The sequence below is a fragment of the Campylobacter sp. BCW_6873 genome (assembly GCF_001762365.1).
Lineage (GTDB): Bacteria > Campylobacterota > Campylobacteria > Campylobacterales > Campylobacteraceae > Campylobacter_D > Campylobacter_D jejuni.
Window position 1 is genome coordinate 34952 of sequence record NZ_MJWS01000050.1, and the last position, 19152, is coordinate 54103.

The window sequence follows — 19152 nt, forward strand, 5'->3', positions numbered from 1 at the left end:
CTCTTTCAATTGCTTATTAATTCTTCTGTAATTCTAGCGATTTCTAATTCTTCATCTGTAGGAATAACAAGCACTTTAACTTTAGAATTTGCATGATTTATCATTCTTTCGCCCGAAATCCTTTGTTTGTTAAGTTCAAAATCTAACTCGATACCAAGATGAGCTAATCTCTCACATACTTTTTGTCGAACCAAACTATCATTTTCTCCTATGCCACCTGTAAAAATAATAGCATCGGTTTTTGGCAACACAGCAAAGTAGGCTCCTATGTATTTTACAAGACGATAGCAAAACATATCAAGAGCCAAACGTGCTTTATCATCACCTTGCTTTATCTCTCGTTCCATATCTCTAAAATCATTATAACCGCAAATTCCATATACTCCACTTTTTTTATTCATCAGTGTGTCTATTTCTTCTATAGTTAAACCTTTGACATGACTTATAAAAGGTAAAATAGCAGGATCTATATCCCCGCAACGCGTTCCCATAATAAGTCCTTCAAGCGGAGTAAATCCCATAGAAGTATCCACACTCTTACCTTTTTCTATAGCACATACACTTGCACCATTTCCAAGATGAGCAGAGATAACATTTAATTCATCTTGATCTTTTTGAAGAAATTTTGCCGCTCTAGAACTAACATAAGCATGGGAAGTCCCATGAAAACCATATCTTCTAATATTATGCTTATCATAAAAATCATAAGGCAAAGCATACATATAAGCAAAATCAGGCATAGTGCGATGAAAAGCTGTATCAAAAATAGCTGCATTAGCAACACTAGGTGCAGCTTTAATCATTGTTTTTATACCTGCTAAATGGGCAGGATTATGCAAAGGAGCAAAAATACTAACCCTATCTATCTCTTTAAGAACATAGTCATCTACTAAACAATGCTCACTTAAATTTCTTCCCCCATGAACTATACGATGACCACAGCCATCAAGAGCATTTAAATCCGCTAAAATTCCTGATTCTTTAAAAAGCTCATTAACTATACTAAGTCCTTCTTCGTGATTATTTATTGTTAATTCTCTTTCAAAACTTTCATTATTTAAAACATTTTTTAATATAACTTTTGAATTTTGCTCTCCGATTTTCTCTACTAAGCCACTGGCTTTAACGATTTTATTATCAAAAAATTTAAATTTAATCGATGAAGAACCTGAATTTAAAACTAAAATTTTCATTTATTATTCCTTTCTATTGAGCTTGTATAGCACTTAAAATAACAGTATCTACAATATCATCTACCAAACATCCACGACTTAAATCATTAACAGGTTTTTTAAGACCTTGTAAAATAGGACCGATTGCTAAAGCATTAGCGGTTCTTTGAACTGCTTTGTAACAAATATTTGCTGCATTAAGATCAGGAAAAATATATACATTTGCATGGCCTGCTATCTTAGAATTTGGCATTTTCTTTGCCGCAGTCTTTAGATCATAAGCGCAATCAAACTGCATAGGACCATCTATATTTAACTCAGGGTATTTTTCTTTAGCAATTTTTAATGCTTCTTTTACAAGATCTACACTTTCCCCTTTACCGCTATCACCACTAGAATAAGAAAGCAAAGCTATTCTTGGTTCAAGTCCAAAAGATTTAGCAGTCATAGCACTTACATAAGCACTAGTTGCAAGCTGTTCAGCAGTTGGACTTGGATTTACAGCACAATCCGCAAAAGCTAAAACTTGATCTTCAAGCCCCATAAAGAAAATTCCCGAAACAGAACTAATACCTTCTTTGGTTTTAATAAGCTGCAATGCAGGGCGAATTGTTTCAGCCGTAGTAGTTGATGCTCCACTAACCATAGCATCAGCTTTTCCAGTATGTATAAGCAAAGTTCCAAAATAAGTTTTATCCTGAACTAGCATCTTAGCCTCTTCTAAACTCATTCCTTTAGATTTTCTTGCCTCATAAAGAATGGAAGTAAATTCTTGATTATATTCTGAATTGAGCGGATTCATAATTTGTATAGTACTTAAATCAAGACTTAATCTAGCAGCATCTTGTTTGATTTTTTCCTCATCACCCAATAAAATAAGATCAACAACTTTACTTTTTAATAAAATTTCAGCAGCTTTTAAAATTCTCTCATCATTACTTTCTGGCAAAACAACAGTTTTTTTATTTTTTACGCTTTGTTTAATCAATTCATATTTAAAACGATGCGGAGTTATAAAATCATACTCTTCAAGCTTTTGCACTTCTTCAAAATTAAATTTTTCATTAATCAAAACATAATTACGACCATCTAGGGCATGATCGAAATATTTTTGAGCTATAAGTTTATCTTCATCGTTAATAATAGCAGCGATAGGGGTATTAAGATTTTTAGCCAATTTTATACTAAGATCAAATCCATCAAGTATTCCAAATTCGCAAAAGCTATTTACAAGCACAAAATCGTATTTGCGTTTTAACTCTTCGTATTCTTCTAAAATAACATTAAAAAAATTATGAGGATCTTTGCTAAATTCCTCCATTGCCTCTCTAAAGGTAAAACCATAAGCGCTTTTTACAGTTTGATTGATATTAAATTCTTCCAACCAACCTTGCAAAACAGGGACGCGATGTATGTATATTACAGGGCAATAAATTGCGATATTTTTGTAAATTTTGCTATAATTTTTAAGCAAATTTGTACTAATAATAGTATTTAACTCATCACTTCTAGATCTCATCAAATAAAGATTTGCCATCATTTTCTCCTTGAATTTATAAATGTGGAACACTCTTTGCTTTTTCTAATTTTAACAAAGAAAAATAAAAATTCATATTTTAAAGGACGAAAATGAAAAAAGTTTTATTTTATGTGTTACCGTTTGCATTTTTTGGTTGTTCTGCAACGGTTGATCCGCAAATTTCAATGAAACCACCTGCTTATGTAGAAGAACTTGCACCAAAACAAAGTAATAATGTAGAAAGTGCACCAGGATCGCTTTTTGGCAAAGGGGATAATCCTTTATTTTCAGATAAAAAAGCTATGAATGTAAATGATTTAGTTACAGTTGTTATACAAGAAAGTACCACTCAAAGCACACAAGCTAATAAAGCAACAAGTAGAACTAATACCTCAAATTTAGGCGGAGGTGCTTTAACAGGAAGTTCAGGAGTGGTAGCTAATGCTCTTAATAAAGTCAATGCTTATTCTAATATAGGCTTTCAAACCAATAGTTCAAACAACTACACAGGAACAGGCTCACAAAGCAGAAATGAAAGTTTCAAGACTACAATTTCAACGCGTGTAATTAAAATTTTATCAAATGGTAATTATTTTATCGAAGGCTCAAGAGAGCTTTTAATCAACGGAGAGAAACAAATCATACAATTAAGCGGTGTTATTCGTCCTTATGACATCGGTCAAGACAATACTATAGATAGTAAATATATAGCAGATGCTAAAATTCTTTATAAAACAGAAGGTGAAGTGGATAGAAGCACAAGAAAACCTTGGGGTAGCAAAGTTATAGAAGCGATATGGCCATTCTAAAAGCAAGGTTAAACCTTGCTTCTTAGCTTTTATTCTTTTACAGTCCTACTTTTAACCTCATCTTCAACTTCAGCTAAAAATCTATCTACAAGTTCACTTTCTTTTAATTTAGCTACAACTTCACCATGTCTTATAACAAGTCCTTGATTTTTCCCAAAGGCTATAGCCACATCAGCGCCCTTAGCTTCACCTAAAGCATTTACTACACAACCCATAACACTGATATTTAAAGGTTCTTTTATATGCTTGGTTTTTTCTTCTACGATTTTAATCGCGCTTAACAAATCACTTTGAATCCTACCGCAAGTTGGACATGAGATGATATTTACTCCGCTTTTTTGCACTCCACTATCTTGCAAAATCGCTCTTGCTACACGAATTTCCTCTTCAAGCTCACCCGTCATAGAAACACGCATAGTATCGCCTATACCTTTAAGAAGTAAATTTCCTAAAGCTATAGAACTTTTTACAGTGCTATGAAATTTAGTTCCTGCTTCAGTTACCCCTAAGTGAAAAGGATAATCACAAAGCGGTCTTAATCTCTCATAAGCTTCTATAGTTTTTTGAGCATCTGAAGTCTTCATGGAAATTTTAATATCAAAAAAGTCTAAATCCTCTAAAAGCTTGATATTATACATCGCACTTTCTAGCATAGCATCGACACCATAGCCAAATTTATTGCTAAATTGTTTTTCTATGGAGCCGTGATTTACACCGATGCGTATAGGGATACCCTGTTCTTTACATGCTTTTACCACTTCTTTGATATTTTCTTTAGAACCTATATTGCCAGGATTTATACGCACTCCATCGATAAATTCAGCACAATATACAGCCAAATTATGATTAAAATGAATATCTACAATTAAAGGCAAAGGACTTTTAGCTTTAATCTCTTTTAAAGCCCTTGCATCGGCCATATCCAAGCACGCCAAACGCACTATATTTGCTCCTGCAAAATAAAGACGATTGATTTGCTCTAAAGAACCTTCTATATCTCTTGTCTTAGTAAAAAGCATAGATTGAACTGAAATGGGTGCATCACCGCCTATTAAAACATCTCCTACTTTGATTTGTCTGGTTTTGAATCTTTTATACTCCATAACTTCACTCTTTAAAAAAATTTTAATATCAAATTTTAACTTTTTATTGCTTTAATTAAAGTTTATTTTTGATAATATATTTAAATTTCATGATATTTAAATATTTATGAATTATATATAAATTAAATACAATTAAAAGAGATTATATGCAAAATCTTTTACTCTATATAAAAAATAACCTAACTCCAACCCTAGCTCAAATTCTTTTACAAGCTTTAAAAAATTCAAATAATGAAAAATTTTTTACCTTTGTTTTGAAAAATATTGAAACAATTTGCACTTGGCTCAATTCTAGCGAATTTAAGAATAGATATTTATCAACAAAACATCCTTATCCACCTTTAATCAATCCTAATTTCATAGAAATAGATGCTAGTCGACATTGTGCAGAATTAGCCTGGGATTTAAATTTACCCCTACCTAAACACTATAAATTTATCTATATTTCTCCACATGGCGTTGGAGCAGCAGCATTTTTAAGATACCTTAATCAATGTTGCGATGTAACTTGTTTTGCCTCCTGGGTTTTACCACCTGATGCCAAAGAAAGATATTGTCTTAATTACATGTGTCTAAATGACAATACGATTACTCAATATGCTATTAATATATCAGAAATTAATCTACCTTATTTTGATAAATATCTATCTTTATTGGATTTTAACTCTAAAATTATTTGCGGAGTTCGCGATCCAATAGGAATTTTAAAGCACAACTGGGGAAGAGATTGGAGTAAAGTTTTAAGAAACTATCCCTCTGAATTTAATCTAACTTATGATTGGCGTTATTATATTGACTATCTTACTCATCAAAATCATAAAATTAAAATCGATATAAACGAACTACAACAAGGAGTTTTTATCATCTCTTATTTATTAAAATATTTTAACAAAGACAATGTATACTATCTTGATATGGAAGAAATCCGTCAATCAAAGGCCTTTGATACTATGAATTTGCTTGCTATAAATTTTAATTTTACCCCCCCCCATAAAGATAAATTAGATTTATTTAAAATTAAAGAATTTAGAGGTTATATTCGCTATCTTTTTCCTATCACACTCTATGCAAATTCTAAAGATATTAATAACACCTTTTATATTAATACTCCTAAAAATAATAAAAATTTCAATATTGATAAAACTTCTAGCATTCCCATAATTTTAGACAGAAAACATATCAATCATGAAAAAATAGACATAATACAAGAAATTATAAAAAACGACCTATGTAATGATATGGGTGTATATATTGATAAAAATGATTTTAAACAATTAGAACAAAACAATCTTTTATTTTCAACAATTAAACATTATTTGTATGATTTTTTATATCAAATTAAAATAACCATAGATGAAACAGAATCAAAAATGATGAAAGAAAAAGATGTAATAGATTATTTTATAAAAAATAAATCACTTATTTATACTTTTTTTAATATTTTTGAAAATGAACTAAATCATTTAAAACAAACACATCCTCATATTATTGACTCTTGGAAATATTATAAAGAATTTGAAAAGATATACAAAGATAAATAATTATCTTACTTACACAAAATCAATAGGATCAATATCCGCACTTACATTTTTAAATTGCAAAATATAATTTTCAATTGCCACTAAAGCTTTATAATTTTCACTTCTAAGCAATAAATAAAAACGATATTTTCCATGCAGCATTTCAACTCCACAAATTCCATAGCCTACCAATTCTACTTGTTTGATATTTTTAAATTGATAGGCAAGTTTTTCGCAGAGCTTTTGTGAGGATTGTTGATCTTTATCTTCTATAAGAACTCTTAAAAGGCGTTTAAATGGAGGGTAAAGATCTTTTCTATTTTCTAACTCATCTTTTAAAAAAGCATCATAATCCTCTATATACTTTTCAAAAAAAGCTCTATTTTTTGTTTGTAAAAGCACTCTTGCTTCACCTTTACGCCCTGCCCTACCTGCAACTTGCATAGCTAAAGCTAAAGTTTCTTCACTCGCTCTAAAACTAGGACGCAACAAATACTCATCAAGTCCTAAAATCACACTCAAATCCACACTATGATAATCATGCCCTTTAGCAAGCATAGAGGTGCCAATAAGTATATCGATCTTATTTTCATTAAAGTCTTTTAAAATAGTATTAAGCTTTTTAACGCTTGTGATTTCATCGCTATCAAATTTTGCTATTTTTGCTAAAGGCAAAGCATTTTGCAAAAGCTCTAAAAGTTCAGCAGTCCCCATTTTTCTAGCTTCTAACATTTCTCCTTTACAACTTGGACAATTTTGCTCTATTAAAGAAGTATAATTACAATAATGACATTTTAAAACATTTTTCTTTTTATGCATACTCATAGCAATAGAACAAAAAGGACATTTTATCGTTTCTCCGCAATCCTTGCAAATGATTTGCCTAAAATTAGCCCTTGTAGGTAAAAACACTATAGCTTGTTTTTGATGTTTTAAACTTTTTTCTAATTCGCTTAAAAGCATAGGTGTTATACCAAGCTCATTTTCATCATATAAAAAATGTTTTTTGCTCTCAAAAAAAGTTCCTTTTAGTCTAAAACTTTTTTGTTTGTAAAAACTCGTCAAAGATGGGGTTGCAGAACCTAAAACCACTTTAATATTATTTTTTTGACCCAAAAAAAGTGCTAAATCTCTTGCATTGATAAAAGGCTGACTAGAAGCCTTGTAAGAATTATCATGTTCTTCATCTACTACAATAAGTCCTAAATTTCTAAAAGGCAAAAACAAAGCCGATCTTGCACCCGCTACTAAAAGCACTTCTCCCTTGCAAAAACGCTCTAAATATTCTTGCTTTTTTTTCTTTGAAATTTTAGAATGCCACAGGAAAAAATTATCCTTAAAATACACTTCCAAACGCTTTTTCATTTGTGGAGTAAGTGCGATTTCTGGCATCAAAAGCAAAGCTTGCTTACCCTGTTCCAAACACTCTTTTATCAAAGAAATATAAATTTCAGTCTTGCCACTACCCGTATCAGCAAAAAGCAAGGAATTATTTTCTTTTTGAAGAAAACTTAAGGCATTTTGTTGTTGATTGCTTAGCTTAGGGGTATCTTTAAAAAACATTTTTTGACATTCATACTTAGGACTAGTTTCAAAAAATCCCAAAACAAAACCAAGTTTTGAAGCATAATAATAAACAATAAAATTTGCTAATTCAAATTGCAAAGGAGTTAGAAAATACCCTGTAATTTCTTTAATTTCTACGGTTTTAAAATCAGGTTTTTGACATTCTTTAAGCACGATAGCTTTAAGGTTTTTTTTAGTTTTTAAATCCACTAATACTTGTGTTAAAGGTTTGATTTCATCAAAACTATGAAAAGTTAAATTATCCAAATACAAACCACAAATTGCAAGTTCATAATATCTTATATCAAATCTTTGCATCTAGAACTTCCTATACACTTTAACAAACCTTCTTTAGAATCATAAATAAATTCAACCATCTCTTTGGCGTTTAATGCAAATCTATAGTGATTTTTACCTATTTTTATCCAAGATTTAAAATCAGAATAAATAGGCGTATCAAGCAAAGAATAATCACAATCATTTAAACAATAAAAGAGTTTTTCTTTGGCTTGATTGTTTTGCGCATTATCTAAAATTTCTGGAAAATTTAAATTTTTAAGTCTCATTTGACTACGCATTAAAGCAAGAGCCGAGCTTAGCATTTCATAGTCCATTTTTAATTTTAAAATTTTAACCTCATCTTTTGTAGTATTGATAAAAGATAAAGATAAGCTTGATAAAATTCCCAAAATCAAAATCACAAAAACAAGCTCAAGCAGAGTAAAAGCTTTATTCATTTTGTCGGGAGTTCTTCATTGATTGCTTTTATTAGTTTCTTAAGTTCTCTTTCTAAAATATAATTTTCATAACTTTTTTTAACAAACGCATCTACAAAGCGTTTAAGTTCTATTTTTTTTGTACCGCCAGAAATCAAAGCGATATCATCTTCTAAAAAATTTGCAAATTCTTCACTGCACTTAACAATGAAATCTTTTGCATTGACATTAACAATGACTTGTTTTAGATTATCTGCCAAGAACAGCCTCTATTTTCTTATAAATATCTTCGCTTTCTATATTGCGAGATTTAAGTTCTTCTTCTAAACGCATGATTTGATTACTTTTTGCTTCATTTTGTGCTTTAACGCTTACAAGCTCATTTCTTAAAGCCTCATTGGCTTCGCAAACTTCGTTATACTTTTCAATTAATTCATTTACTTTATCTGTCATAGTATTGATTATTTTTTCATCAAACATATTTTTGCCTTCTTAAGAAATTTGTAATTTATGGAAAATATTATTTGATATTGTAGCAGAAAAAAATTTAAATTTAGGTTTTTATTGTCAATTAATTTTTAATTAAAGCATTTTCTTTTAAAATTTTTTCAAAAATAAAAATAAAGTAGAAAAATGTTAGAACTTACCAGCGAATTTAAACCCAGTCCCGATCAACAAGAAGCCATAAAAGGCATAGTAAAAAGTATAAAAAAAGGCAACAAATATCAAACCTTACTAGGCGTTACAGGAAGTGGAAAAACCTTTACCATGGCAAATGTCATTAAAGAACTTAATATACCCACTCTTATCATGAGTCACAACAAAAGCCTTTGCGCTCAACTTTATAGCGAATTTAAAGGCTTTTTTTCTAAAAATCATGTGGAATATTTTATATCTTATTATGATTATTATCAACCTGAAGCCTATATCCCACGCACTGATGTTTTCATAGAAAAAGACAGCTCTACTAACGAAGACTTAGAACGTTTAAGACTGAGTGCTACTGCTTCTCTTTTAAGTTATGAAGATGTAGTTTGCATAGCTAGTGTTTCGGCAAATTATGGACTTGGTAATCCAAATGAATACATAGGCATGGTTTTAATCTTTGAACTAGGTATGCAAATTTCACAAAAAGAACTTTTAAAAAAACTTGTAGATATGGGTTATAAAAGAAATGATAATTTTTTTGATCGTGCAGATTTTAGAGTTCAAGGAGATATTATAGACATTTATCCAGCTTATTATGAAGATGAAGTAGTAAGGCTTGAATTTTTTGGCGATGAGCTTGATACTATGTATCATTACAATGTTTTAGAAAATAAAAAAGGCAAAGATTTAAAACGCTTCATACTCTATCCTACAAGCCAGTTTAGCGTGGGCGAAATAAGACTAAAACAAGCGATAAAAGATATCAAAGCAGAACTTAACGAACGCCTTGCTTATTTTGAACATGAAAATAAACTCGTAGAATATCAACGCCTTAAACAAAGGGTTGAATTTGATCTTGAAATGCTTACAAGCACAGGAATGTGTAAAGGTGTTGAAAATTATGCAAGGCATTTAACAGGACTTAAAGAAGGTGATACTCCTTATACGCTTTTTGATTATTTTGCGATTAAAGATAGAAAATTTCTTGTTATAGTCGATGAAAGCCATGTATCTTTACCACAATTTAGGGGTATGTTTGCAGGAGATAGAAGCAGAAAACAAACCTTGGTTGATTATGGTTTTCGTTTGCCTTCAGCCTTGGATAACCGTCCTTTAATGTTTGATGAATTTATCCATAAAAATTGTCAATTTCTTTTTGTTTCAGCCACACCTGCACCTTTAGAACTTGAACTGAGTAAAGAAAATATCTTTCATCAAATCATGCGTCCTACAGGACTGCTTGATCCTTTAATAGAATTAAAAGATAGTGATAATCAGGTTGAAATTTTATTTGATGAGGCTAAAAAAGTCATACAAAGAAACGAACGGGTTTTAGTAACCGTGCTGACTAAAAAACTCGCTGAAGAACTTACAAGGTATTATTTAGAACTTGGTATAAAAGTCAAATACATGCACTCAGATATCGATGCTATAGAACGCAATGAAATCATAAGAGGTTTAAGAAGCGGTGCTTTTGATATGCTAATTGGCATTAACTTACTTAGAGAAGGACTTGATTTGCCTGAAGTTTCACTCATTGCCATTATGGATGCAGATAAGGAAGGCTTTTTAAGAAGTACAACAAGTTTAATCCAAACCATGGGAAGAGCAGCTAGAAATGTCAATGGTAAGGTTTTGCTTTTTTGTAAAAAGATTACAAAATCCATGCAAGAAGCTATGGATACCACCAATGAACGCCGCAAACTTCAAATGGCTTATAATAAAAAATACAATATTACCCCAACTTCAGTCAAACGCCATATTGAAGAAAGTTTGAAAAATGAAGAGGATTTAGGCGAAATTTATCGCAAAGGTAAAAAACTAGAAAAAATGCCAGCTAGCGAAAGAGCAAAACTTGTCAAGGAATTAAGAAAGCAAATGCTTGAAGCAGCAAAAGCACTTGAGTTTGAAAAAGCTGCTGCAATTAGAGATGAGATTAATAAATTAAGGGATTTATAATAAAAATATATCCCTTGTTCTAACTCCTGCCTCATTAAGTAAAGCACTTAAAATTTCATACTGAAAGTCTTGTAAGGGACGTTTTTCTTTTAAAACTATACCTATGACCCCTTTAGTTTTTTCTCCATCTTCTATAGGTAAATACATAGCATTAGCATTAGGCAGGGTATTTGTACAAACACCTGCTCTTTCTTTATTTGTTGCAACCCATTGAGCAATAGCAATCTCATCAGCACTAAAACAATTTTTTAACATTTGCTTATCATCGTTAAAAAACAACAAAGGTTTCGATAAAATATTGTTTTTATTTATAGGATAAATAATAATAGGTAAATTTAATAATTTTAAAGCTTGATTTCCAAGTTGTTCCCAAAGTTCTTGTTTGCTTTTCACTCTTGCTAACTTTTCACTATTTTCAAGCAAAATAGCTGTTCTATAAGCTCTTTTAGTGAGTTCTTTAGATTGCAATTTTAATCTTCTAGTAAAAACAGCTGTTAAAAATCCAACTATAAACATAGTTGTAAAAGTAATAATATTTCCACTATCATGAACTTTAAGACTAAAAATAGGCTCTAAAAAGAAAAAATTATAAATCAAAACACTTACCAAAGAAGAATAAAAGGCGAAAATTTTATTATCAGAAATAAAAGAAGAAGCAAAAACTGCTAAAATAAAAATCATAACTATATTACTTGGCTGAGTATTAAATTTATGAAACACAAAAGCTATAAAAGTTGCCAAAAGCAAAACTCCTGTGATTTTTAAAAAACCTAAAAAATCAAAACCTTTTTTACTTCGTATTTTAGGAGTAGAAATTTGATTTTCATTGACAAGATATAAATCAATATTGGGTGCTTTTTTAGCAACAGCTTCAAAAATCTCTTCTTTAAACTTTTTTTTATCTTTATTTTTACCTAAAACAATTTTAGAAACATTGCTAAGGCTTGAATACTCTGCAATTTGTCTTGCTATATCATCATCATATACGCTAATGATTTCAGCATTAAAACTTTTAGCTAGTTCTATATTTTCTTCTAAGGCTTTTTCTTCTTTAATATTGGGATTTTTTATATAAAGCGCACTCAATTTAGCATGAAAAGCTAAAGCAAGTCTTGCAGCTGCACGAATAACCTTTGCATTTGAAGCATTAATACAAACTAAAATATGCTCTCCAGTATGATAAGCTAAATCATCATTAATAAGCCTTTGTTCACTTGCTCTTAAATTCACTCTTGAAGCAAGTCTTCTTAAGGCAATCTCACGCAAAGCTATAAGTCTTTCTTGGCGAAAGAAATTTTCAAGTGCTAGTTTAGCTTGTTTTTCCTTATAAATTTTGCCATCTTGCATTCTTTTTAAAAGCTTATTGGGTTCAATATCAACAAGTTCAACCTGATCAGCATCATCAAAAATACGATCAGGAATACGCTCTTTAACTTCTATCTTACTGATATTAGCGACTAAATCATTTAAACTTTCTAAATGTTGTATATTTAAAGTAGTATAAACATCAATACCTGCTTTTAGAAGTTCTTCTATATCTTGAAAACGCTTTTCATTACGCAAACCTTTAGCATTAGTGTGTGCAAGCTCATCTACTAAAACCAAAGCAGGTTTTCTCTTAAGGGTAGCGTCTAAATCAAACTCTTTTAATACTATATTTTTATAAGGAATTTCAAGATTAGCTATACTTTCAAAACCTTGTGTTAAAGCCATTGTTTCAGGTCTATCGTGAGGCTCTATATAGCCTAAAACAACATCAACTCCATTATCCCTTAAAGTTCTAGCTTCACTTAACATAGCATAAGTTTTTCCAGAACCTGCAGCATAACCTAAGAAGATTTTTAATTTTGCAAGTTTGTTTTTTTCTTCTTCCTTGGCTTTAACCTCAAGTTTTTTAAGAATTTGTTCAGGACTTTGTCTTTGCATGTTTATTCTTTTTTCATGGCTTTAACAATAGCTATATTAACGGCTAAAACATTAACCTTTTCTTCCCCAAAAATCCCTAAAAATTTAGACTCGGTATTTTCTTGAATGATTTTTTCTAGTTCTTCTTTGGTGATTTTTGAAGATTGGCTTATCCTAGGAATTTGCACTAGGGCTGCTTGAAGACTGATATGAGGATCAAGACCTGATCCTGAAGCGCTTAACAAATCCAAAGGAATTTGTTCTTTTGTAATTTGCGGATTTTCATCTAAAAATTTTTGCAAATCTTTTTGCACACGCTCTTTCAAAGCAGGATTTGACATAGCATAATTAAATCCACCTGAACTTACACTGCTTTCATTTGTATCACTTGTATTGTAATTTGACACAGATGTTCTTGAATGTAGAAAATAAGGCTTATTAAAATCTTGACCCAAAAGCTTTGAACCTACCGCTTTGCTTATATCCAAAGTCGGACGACCTTCTTTATCCACTAAACTTCCACTTGATTGATAAGGAAAAATAAATTTTGCAACTGTATTTAAAGCAAAAGGATAAATAAGAGTACACAATATTAGCATTACCACAAAAAAACTAAGCAAAGTTCTAAGCATATCACACTCCTAAAATTCTAAGTATCCAAGCTGTAGGAATATCAATTATTTTTATCCCTATAAAAGGTGCTATCATACCACCTAAACCATAAATACTCAAATTTCTTAAAAGCAAATACTCACTTTTCATAGGCTTAAATTTAACTCCACGCATAGCAATAGGTATGAGCAAAGGTATAATAATAGCATTAAAAATAAGTGCTGATAAAATAGCGCTTTGCGGGGTAGCCAAATGCATAATATTTAAAATTTGCATTTGAGGTAAAACCACACTAAACATAGCAGGTAAAATAGCAAAATACTTAGCAATATCATTTGCCATACTAAAAGTTGTAAGACTGCCTCTAGTAATAAGCAAACCTTTTCCTATTTCAACTACTTCTAAAATTTTAGTAGGATTAGAATCAAGATCTATCATATTGGCTGCTTCTTTGGCTGCTTGAGTTCCTGAGTTCATAGCTATACCTACATCAGCTTGCGCAAGAGCTGGAGCATCATTGGTTCCATCTCCTGTCATGGCTACTATCTTACCTTGAGCTTGTTCTTTTTTAATGGCTTCTATTTTATCTTCAGGCTTGCATTCTGCTATAAATCCATCAAGCCCTGCTTCTTTAGCTATAGTAGCTGCTGTTAAAGGATTATCTCCGGTACACATTAAAGTTTTTATGCCCATTTTTCTAAGCTCATCAAAGCGCTCTTTAAGTCCTGGTTTTACTGTATCCTTTAGATAAATTACTCCTAAAATTTTTTCATTTTTACACACTACCAAAGGAGTGCCACCAAGATTTGAAATTTCCATTACCTTAGTTTCTAAATCACTAGGAATTTTTCCATTCATTTCGCTTATATAAGCCCTTATAGCATCAAAAGCACCTTTACGAATTTTTGTATTATCTTGCAAATCCACACCGCTCATTCTATTTTGAGCGCTAAATTCGATAAATTCTTTAATATCATTACCTTCTAATTCATAATCCATTTTTTGAGCCAATGCAACTATGCTTTTACCTTCTGGAGTTTCATCTTTTAAAGAGGATAAAACACAAGCTTTAATCATTTCTTCTTTACTTATACCTTGGACTTCATAAAATTCATTTGCCAAACGGTTTCCAAAAGTAATCGTTCCTGTTTTATCCAAAATCATAGTATCAACATCACCACAACTTTCAACAGCCTTGCCTGAAAGTGCGATCACATTAAAACGCGTTACCCTGTCCATACCTGCTATTCCTATAGCTGATAAAAGCCCCCCTATAGTTGTAGGAATAAGACATATAAGCAATGCTACTAACCACGAAATAGGCAAACTCACGCCTAAAAATTGCATAAAAGGATATAAACTTACAACCACCACCAAAAAACTCAAACTAAGAACAATTAAAAGAGTATTAAGAGCAATTTCATTTGGAGTTTTTTGACGCGCAGCACCTTCTACAAGATTGATCATTTTATCTAAAAAACTTTCCCCAGCTCCAACTAAAATTTTAATCTTTAAAAAATCAGTTAAAACCGTAGTCCCACCTGTAACAGAAGAAAAATCACCGCCCGCTTCACGCATAACAGGAGCACTTTCACCTGTAATAGCTGATTCATCAACACTTGCAGCGCCTTCTATAATTTCTCCATCATTAGGTATAAGTTCACCTGCTTTAACTAAAACTATATCACCTATTTTTAACTCGCTAGAATTAAGCATTTCTTCACTGCCATCACTTTTTATGCGTCTAGCTTTAGAATCCTTTTTGCTTTGTCTTAAAGTAGCTGCTTGGGCTTTACCCCTTCCTTCTGCAATACTTTCTGCAAAATTTGCAAAAAGCAAGGTTATAAATAAAATAAAAGTGATTAAGATGTTATAAATTCTTTCATCAGAATTTCCATTAAACAAAGTAGGAAAAATACTTAAAATCAAAGTAAGAATCAATCCAACTTCCACCATAAACATAACAGGATTTTTTACCATAAAGCGTGGATCAAATTTTAAAAATGCTCCTTTTATGGCATTATTTAAAATTTCTTTTGTAATGAGTTTATTTTGTTTTTTAGACATTGACTCTCCTTAATGCCATAAAGATAAATATTCTGCAATGCTTGATAAAGTAAGCACCGGAAAAAAAGTAAGTGCAGCAAAAATATATATAATACAAACAAGCACAAACATAAAAGTTAAATTATCCGTTTTTAAAGAATTTGCAGTATTTTCTTGTGTATTTTTAGCCAAAAGCGATCCAGCTATAGCAAGCTGAGCTATTAAAACCAAATAACGCCCACAAAACATAGCAAAAGCTGTACTTAAATTCCAAAATAAATTATCATCTTTTAAACCTTCAAGTCCTGAACCATTATTTGCTGCCGAAGAACTAAATTCATACAAAATTTGAGCCAAGCCATGAAAGCTAGGATTGCTTATACTATCTTTTGCAAAAACAACAGCTAATGCACTTAAAACAAGGATTAATAAAGGATGGATAAGAATTACCAAAGCTATAAGCTTCATTTGTGCGCTTTCTATTTTTTTACCCAAGAATTCTGGAGTTCTGCCTATCATTAATGCACAAATAAACACGGTTAAAAGCACATAAATAATCATATTCATAAGCCCTACTCCTTCGCCACCAAAAGCTACATTTAACATCATATTTAACAAAGTAGCACTGATGCTTAAAGGATTTAAACTATCGTGCATATTATTGACGCTTCCTGTAGTAAAAGCAGTAGTTACAGCACTAAATAAACTCGAACCATCTGTGCCAAATCTTATTTCTTTACCTTCTAAATTTCCCAAATTTGCATTTAAACCCAAAGAATCCAAATTTGGATTTGACATTTTTTCGCTAAAATAAATTAAAAGCAAAGAAATGATAAAAATAATCCCCATTGCACCAAAAATAACTCCCCCTTCTTTTCCCATAAGAGCAAAACCTTGTCTTTCTTTTCTATGATAAACCATCAATCCAAAAGCTACAACACAGGCGCTAGGAATAAGCATCATGGATAAAATTTGTAAAAAATTTGTAAGTGAAGTAGGATTTTCAAAAGGCATACTTGAATTAGCACCAAAAAAACCACCCCCATTTGTCCCTAAATGTTTTATAGACTCAAGAGCTGCAACAGGACCTGTGGCAATACTTTGAAATTTATTTTCTAAAGTAAGCACGCTAAAATTTGCGTGATAGTTTTGCACTACGCCTTCAGAGATAAAAATTACAGCCAAAATAAAACTTAAAGGCAACATCAAACGCGTAATAATACGCGTAAAATCTTCATAAAAATTTCCCATTTGCATGCCACATAAAGCACGACAAAAAGCCATACAAGCAGAATATCCACTTGCACTTGAAACAAACATAGCAAGTAAAATGCCTGTATTTTGCGAAAGCAAACTTAAAGCACTCTCTCCACTATAATGCTGAAGGTTTGTATTTGTAATAAAACTAATTACAGTATTTAAATTCAAATCCCCTTTCATAGAATTTATCGAATTGGGATTTAAAAAAAGTTTATCTTGTAAATAAAAAATTACGAAAGAAAAAATAGCCACTAAGGCATTAAAAGCAATTAAATGCAAAGAATATTTTTGCCAAGTCATATTTTTTCTATCAATTGCACAAATTTTATAAATTAAGTTATCAATTGGATTAAAAATAAAATCAAAAATAGTTTTTTTACAGCTTGCAATTTTATAAAGATAATTTCCAAAAATTAAAGCTAATATAAAAGCTATAATCAGTGTTATTAAAATTTCTAGCATATTTTTCCTTTAAAATTTTTCAGGATATAATAGAGCATAAAATAAATAAAGAGCAAGTATTAAGCTTAAAACTAGTAAAAATATCATCCGCGTGTCCTAGTTTGAATTTCACAAAAACGGATAAAAAACCATAAACTACCAAAAGCTAAAAACAGAAGCAAAGCAAAGATAACATCCATAGGATAGCCCTTTCTCATCGATTCAAAATAGGATTTATTCTATCCTTGTTAAGCTTATATTTTGATTAATACTAATTTTATGATTTATTTATAATTTTTATCTATATTAAATAAAAAGACAAATGAAAAATTTAGCAGGAAAAATCCTGCTAAAAATTGTTAAAGATAACCCGCTGCCATAGCAATAAAATATCCTGCTATACAAGAAGTGATTACACCTATAAGACCTGGTAAAATAAAACTATGATTGATAACAAATTTACCAATGTGAGTAGTACCTGATCTATCAAATTGTATAGTAGCTAAATCGCTTGGATAGGTTGGTAAAATATAATACCCATAACAAGCAGCCGCAAAGGCAACAATTACACCAGGTTCAACACCAATTCCTAAAGCCAAAGGAACAAAAGCCGAAATAGCTGCTGCTTGAGAGTTTACAAATTTTGAAATTAAAAGAAGCATTACAGCATAAGTCCAAGGATGCTCTTTTACTATATCTCCAAGTGCTGCTTTCATCATAGGAGTGTGAACTGCAAACATAGTATCAGCCATCCAAGAAATTCCAAAAACCGCAACAAGCGCTATCATACCTGATTTAAAAATTTCATTAGAGCCGATTTTCTTTGCATCTGTTTTAGTAAAGATGATAATCAAAGAACCTGCTAAAAGCATAAACATCTGAATAACTGAAACCATGGATAAAACATCCATTTTAGGGTTACCTAAAGCATCTACTTGAGGAATGCCATTTTTTACAACTTGTCCCCAGTTTGGACGCAAAAAATCAAATACACCCAATAAAGCCACTAAAGCAATAGCTCCTAAGAAAATCCACATTGCAACCCAATTGCTTTTTGGAAGTTTAACACCTAAAAGTGTTTTAGAATCCCCATAAACATATTTTTTAAATTCAGGATCTTTAAGTTTTTCTTGAAATACTTCATCTTTATCCAAATCTTTTCCTCTAAACCAAGAAAAAATTCCTATACACAACACACCAAATAATGTACTAGGTATGGTAATTTGAAGAAGATTAATATAACCATCAAAACCTGCTAATTTATGATTAGCATTTAAAAGCAAAGCAGTCAAACTCACAACAGCCACAGATACAGGAGATGCAATAATACCCATTTGTGATGATATAGAAGCTGCTGCCATTGGACGCTCAGGACGAATACCGTTTTTAATCGCTATATCATAAATAATAGGCATAATAGTATAAACCACATGTCCTGTTCCACAAAGTATAGTCAAAAAGCAGGTTACAAAAGGTGCTAGTATTGTTAAAAACTTAGGATTGCGTCTTAAAATTCTTTCTGCTATTTGAAGCATAACATCTAAACCACCACTCGCTTGCAAAGTTGCACTCGCAACCACCACCGCTAAAATTGTAAGCATAACATCTATGGCTGGTTTTCCAGGCTTTATATGAAAAGCAAATACAAGCATTAAAATACCTATACCACCAAGCAAACCAAGCGCTATACCGCCTTTTTTTGCACCGTAAAAAAGACAAATTAAAACGATAATGATTTGGACTGCAAATTGCCCTCCCTCGGTAAGGCTTGTTAAAAAATCCATTTTAACTCCTTTGAAAATTGATATTTAAAAACAGTTATTATTGTATCACATTTTTAAATTAAAGAATAATATTTATAAAAATAAAAATAACA

General features: G+C 31.1%; 15 protein-coding genes and 1 pseudogene. 3 read left to right on the forward strand and 13 right to left on the reverse strand.

Annotation, left to right across the window (positions count from 1 at the left end; genetic code table 11):
* Window positions 1-5 precede the first annotated feature (5 nt).
* Together AJ932_RS03015 and pta are read right to left on the reverse strand one after the other, a co-directional pair.
* Window positions 6-1193, reverse strand: coding sequence for an acetate kinase (locus AJ932_RS03015; protein WP_070276189.1), 1188 nt, complete (start codon window positions 1191-1193; stop codon window positions 6-8).
* 13 nt (window positions 1194-1206) lie between these two features.
* Window positions 1207-2712 (reverse strand): phosphate acetyltransferase, encoded by a 1506-nt coding sequence (gene pta, locus AJ932_RS03020; RefSeq protein WP_074469949.1) that lies wholly within the window; start codon window positions 2710-2712, stop codon window positions 1207-1209.
* Between the two features lie 89 nt (window positions 2713-2801).
* On the opposite strand from pta, the gene flgH reads away from it, so the two are divergent.
* A complete protein-coding gene (gene flgH, locus AJ932_RS03025; protein WP_052801800.1) occupies window positions 2802-3500 on the forward strand; it encodes a flagellar basal body L-ring protein FlgH in 699 nt (232 codons plus the stop codon).
* Window positions 3501-3529: 29 nt separating this feature from the next.
* Here the strand turns inward: flgH and ispG are convergent, their stop codons facing one another.
* Entirely contained in the window at window positions 3530-4603 is a 1074-nt protein-coding gene (ispG, locus tag AJ932_RS03030; RefSeq protein ID WP_070276190.1) for a flavodoxin-dependent (E)-4-hydroxy-3-methylbut-2-enyl-diphosphate synthase, read from the reverse strand.
* A gap of 146 nt (window positions 4604-4749) precedes the next feature.
* Between ispG and AJ932_RS03035 the strand changes: the two genes are divergently transcribed.
* Window positions 4750-6144, forward strand: a complete 1395-nt coding sequence (locus AJ932_RS03035) for a DUF2972 domain-containing protein (protein WP_070233197.1) — start codon at window positions 4750-4752, stop codon at window positions 6142-6144.
* A gap of 9 nt (window positions 6145-6153) precedes the next feature.
* Here AJ932_RS03035 and AJ932_RS03040 read toward each other — a convergent pair whose 3' ends face one another.
* Genes AJ932_RS03040 through AJ932_RS03055 form a run of 4 tightly spaced genes read right to left on the reverse strand, consistent with a single transcriptional unit; the run spans window position 6154 to window position 8885 of the window.
* Window positions 6154-8007, reverse strand: coding sequence for a primosomal protein N' (locus AJ932_RS03040; RefSeq protein WP_074469951.1), 1854 nt, complete (start codon window positions 8005-8007; stop codon window positions 6154-6156).
* On the reverse strand, window positions 7989-8426 hold the full coding sequence (locus AJ932_RS03045) for a prepilin-type N-terminal cleavage/methylation domain-containing protein (RefSeq protein ID WP_002852324.1): 438 nt from the start codon (window positions 8424-8426) through the stop codon (window positions 7989-7991). The genes AJ932_RS03040 and AJ932_RS03045 overlap by 19 nt, the downstream gene beginning before the upstream one ends.
* Window positions 8423-8665 (reverse strand): hypothetical protein, encoded by a 243-nt coding sequence (locus AJ932_RS03050; protein ID WP_002854947.1) that lies wholly within the window; start codon window positions 8663-8665, stop codon window positions 8423-8425. Before AJ932_RS03050 ends, AJ932_RS03045 begins: the two co-directional genes overlap by 4 nt.
* Window positions 8655-8885 (reverse strand): hypothetical protein, encoded by a 231-nt coding sequence (locus tag AJ932_RS03055; protein ID WP_002852327.1) that lies wholly within the window; start codon window positions 8883-8885, stop codon window positions 8655-8657. The genes AJ932_RS03050 and AJ932_RS03055 overlap by 11 nt, the downstream gene beginning before the upstream one ends.
* A 153-nt stretch (window positions 8886-9038) precedes the next feature.
* On the opposite strand from AJ932_RS03055, the gene uvrB reads away from it, so the two are divergent.
* Entirely contained in the window at window positions 9039-11012 is a 1974-nt protein-coding gene (gene uvrB / locus AJ932_RS03060; protein ID WP_070278447.1) for an excinuclease ABC subunit UvrB, read from the forward strand.
* Here uvrB and AJ932_RS03065 read toward each other — a convergent pair.
* The 6 genes and pseudogenes from AJ932_RS03065 to AJ932_RS03085 form a co-directional block, all read right to left on the reverse strand.
* Window positions 11007-12938 (reverse strand): sensor histidine kinase, encoded by a 1932-nt coding sequence (locus tag AJ932_RS03065; protein WP_070276194.1) that lies wholly within the window; start codon window positions 12936-12938, stop codon window positions 11007-11009. The genes uvrB and AJ932_RS03065 overlap by 6 nt on opposite strands.
* A 2-nt stretch (window positions 12939-12940) precedes the next feature.
* Window positions 12941-13549 (reverse strand): potassium-transporting ATPase subunit KdpC, encoded by a 609-nt coding sequence (kdpC, locus tag AJ932_RS03070; protein ID WP_070278448.1) that lies wholly within the window; start codon window positions 13547-13549, stop codon window positions 12941-12943.
* A 1-nt stretch (window position 13550) separates the two neighbouring features.
* A complete protein-coding gene (gene kdpB / locus AJ932_RS03075) occupies window positions 13551-15596 on the reverse strand; it encodes a potassium-transporting ATPase subunit KdpB (RefSeq protein ID WP_070278450.1) in 2046 nt (681 codons plus the stop codon).
* A 9-nt stretch (window positions 15597-15605) separates the two neighbouring features.
* Complete coding sequence (kdpA, locus tag AJ932_RS03080; RefSeq protein ID WP_070210739.1) at window positions 15606-17297, reverse strand: potassium-transporting ATPase subunit KdpA; 1692 nt, start codon at window positions 17295-17297, stop codon at window positions 15606-15608.
* A 9-nt stretch (window positions 17298-17306) separates the two neighbouring features.
* A pseudogene (kdpF, locus tag AJ932_RS10045) lies at window positions 17307-17494 on the reverse strand (K(+)-transporting ATPase subunit F).
* Window positions 17495-17635: 141 nt separating this feature from the next.
* The gene (locus AJ932_RS03085; RefSeq protein WP_004305519.1) at window positions 17636-19060 is read right to left on the reverse strand and encodes an anaerobic C4-dicarboxylate transporter; all 1425 of its coding nucleotides are present in this window, start codon (window positions 19058-19060) and stop codon (window positions 17636-17638) included.
* Window positions 19061-19152: the final 92 nt, after the last annotated feature.

Excerpts from the sequence above, each read along its gene's own strand:
- AJ932_RS03055 (WP_002852327.1), bottom strand. The coding sequence starts at position 8,885 with ATGTTTGATGAAAAAATAATCAATACTATGACAGATAAAGTAAATGAA.
- ispG (WP_070276190.1), bottom strand. The coding sequence starts at position 4,603 with ATGGAGTATAAAAGATTCAAAACCAGACAAATCAAAGTAGGAGATGTT.
- AJ932_RS03085 (WP_004305519.1), bottom strand. The coding sequence starts at position 19,060 with ATGGATTTTTTAACAAGCCTTACCGAGGGAGGGCAATTTGCAGTCCAA.
- AJ932_RS03040 (WP_074469951.1), bottom strand. The coding sequence starts at position 8,007 with ATGCAAAGATTTGATATAAGATATTATGAACTTGCAATTTGTGGTTTG.
- kdpB (WP_070278450.1), bottom strand. The coding sequence starts at position 15,596 with ATGTCTAAAAAACAAAATAAACTCATTACAAAAGAAATTTTAAATAAT.
- AJ932_RS03035 (WP_070233197.1), top strand. The coding sequence starts at position 4,750 with ATGCAAAATCTTTTACTCTATATAAAAAATAACCTAACTCCAACCCTA.
- kdpA (WP_070210739.1), bottom strand. The coding sequence starts at position 17,297 with ATGCTAGAAATTTTAATAACACTGATTATAGCTTTTATATTAGCTTTA.
- AJ932_RS03045 (WP_002852324.1), bottom strand. The coding sequence starts at position 8,426 with ATGAATAAAGCTTTTACTCTGCTTGAGCTTGTTTTTGTGATTTTGATT.
- uvrB (WP_070278447.1), top strand. The coding sequence starts at position 9,039 with ATGTTAGAACTTACCAGCGAATTTAAACCCAGTCCCGATCAACAAGAA.
- kdpC (WP_070278448.1), bottom strand. The coding sequence starts at position 13,549 with ATGCTTAGAACTTTGCTTAGTTTTTTTGTGGTAATGCTAATATTGTGT.
- flgH (WP_052801800.1), top strand. The coding sequence starts at position 2,802 with ATGAAAAAAGTTTTATTTTATGTGTTACCGTTTGCATTTTTTGGTTGT.
- pta (WP_074469949.1), bottom strand. The coding sequence starts at position 2,712 with ATGATGGCAAATCTTTATTTGATGAGATCTAGAAGTGATGAGTTAAAT.
- AJ932_RS03065 (WP_070276194.1), bottom strand. The coding sequence starts at position 12,938 with ATGCAAAGACAAAGTCCTGAACAAATTCTTAAAAAACTTGAGGTTAAA.
- AJ932_RS03015 (WP_070276189.1), bottom strand. The coding sequence starts at position 1,193 with ATGAAAATTTTAGTTTTAAATTCAGGTTCTTCATCGATTAAATTTAAA.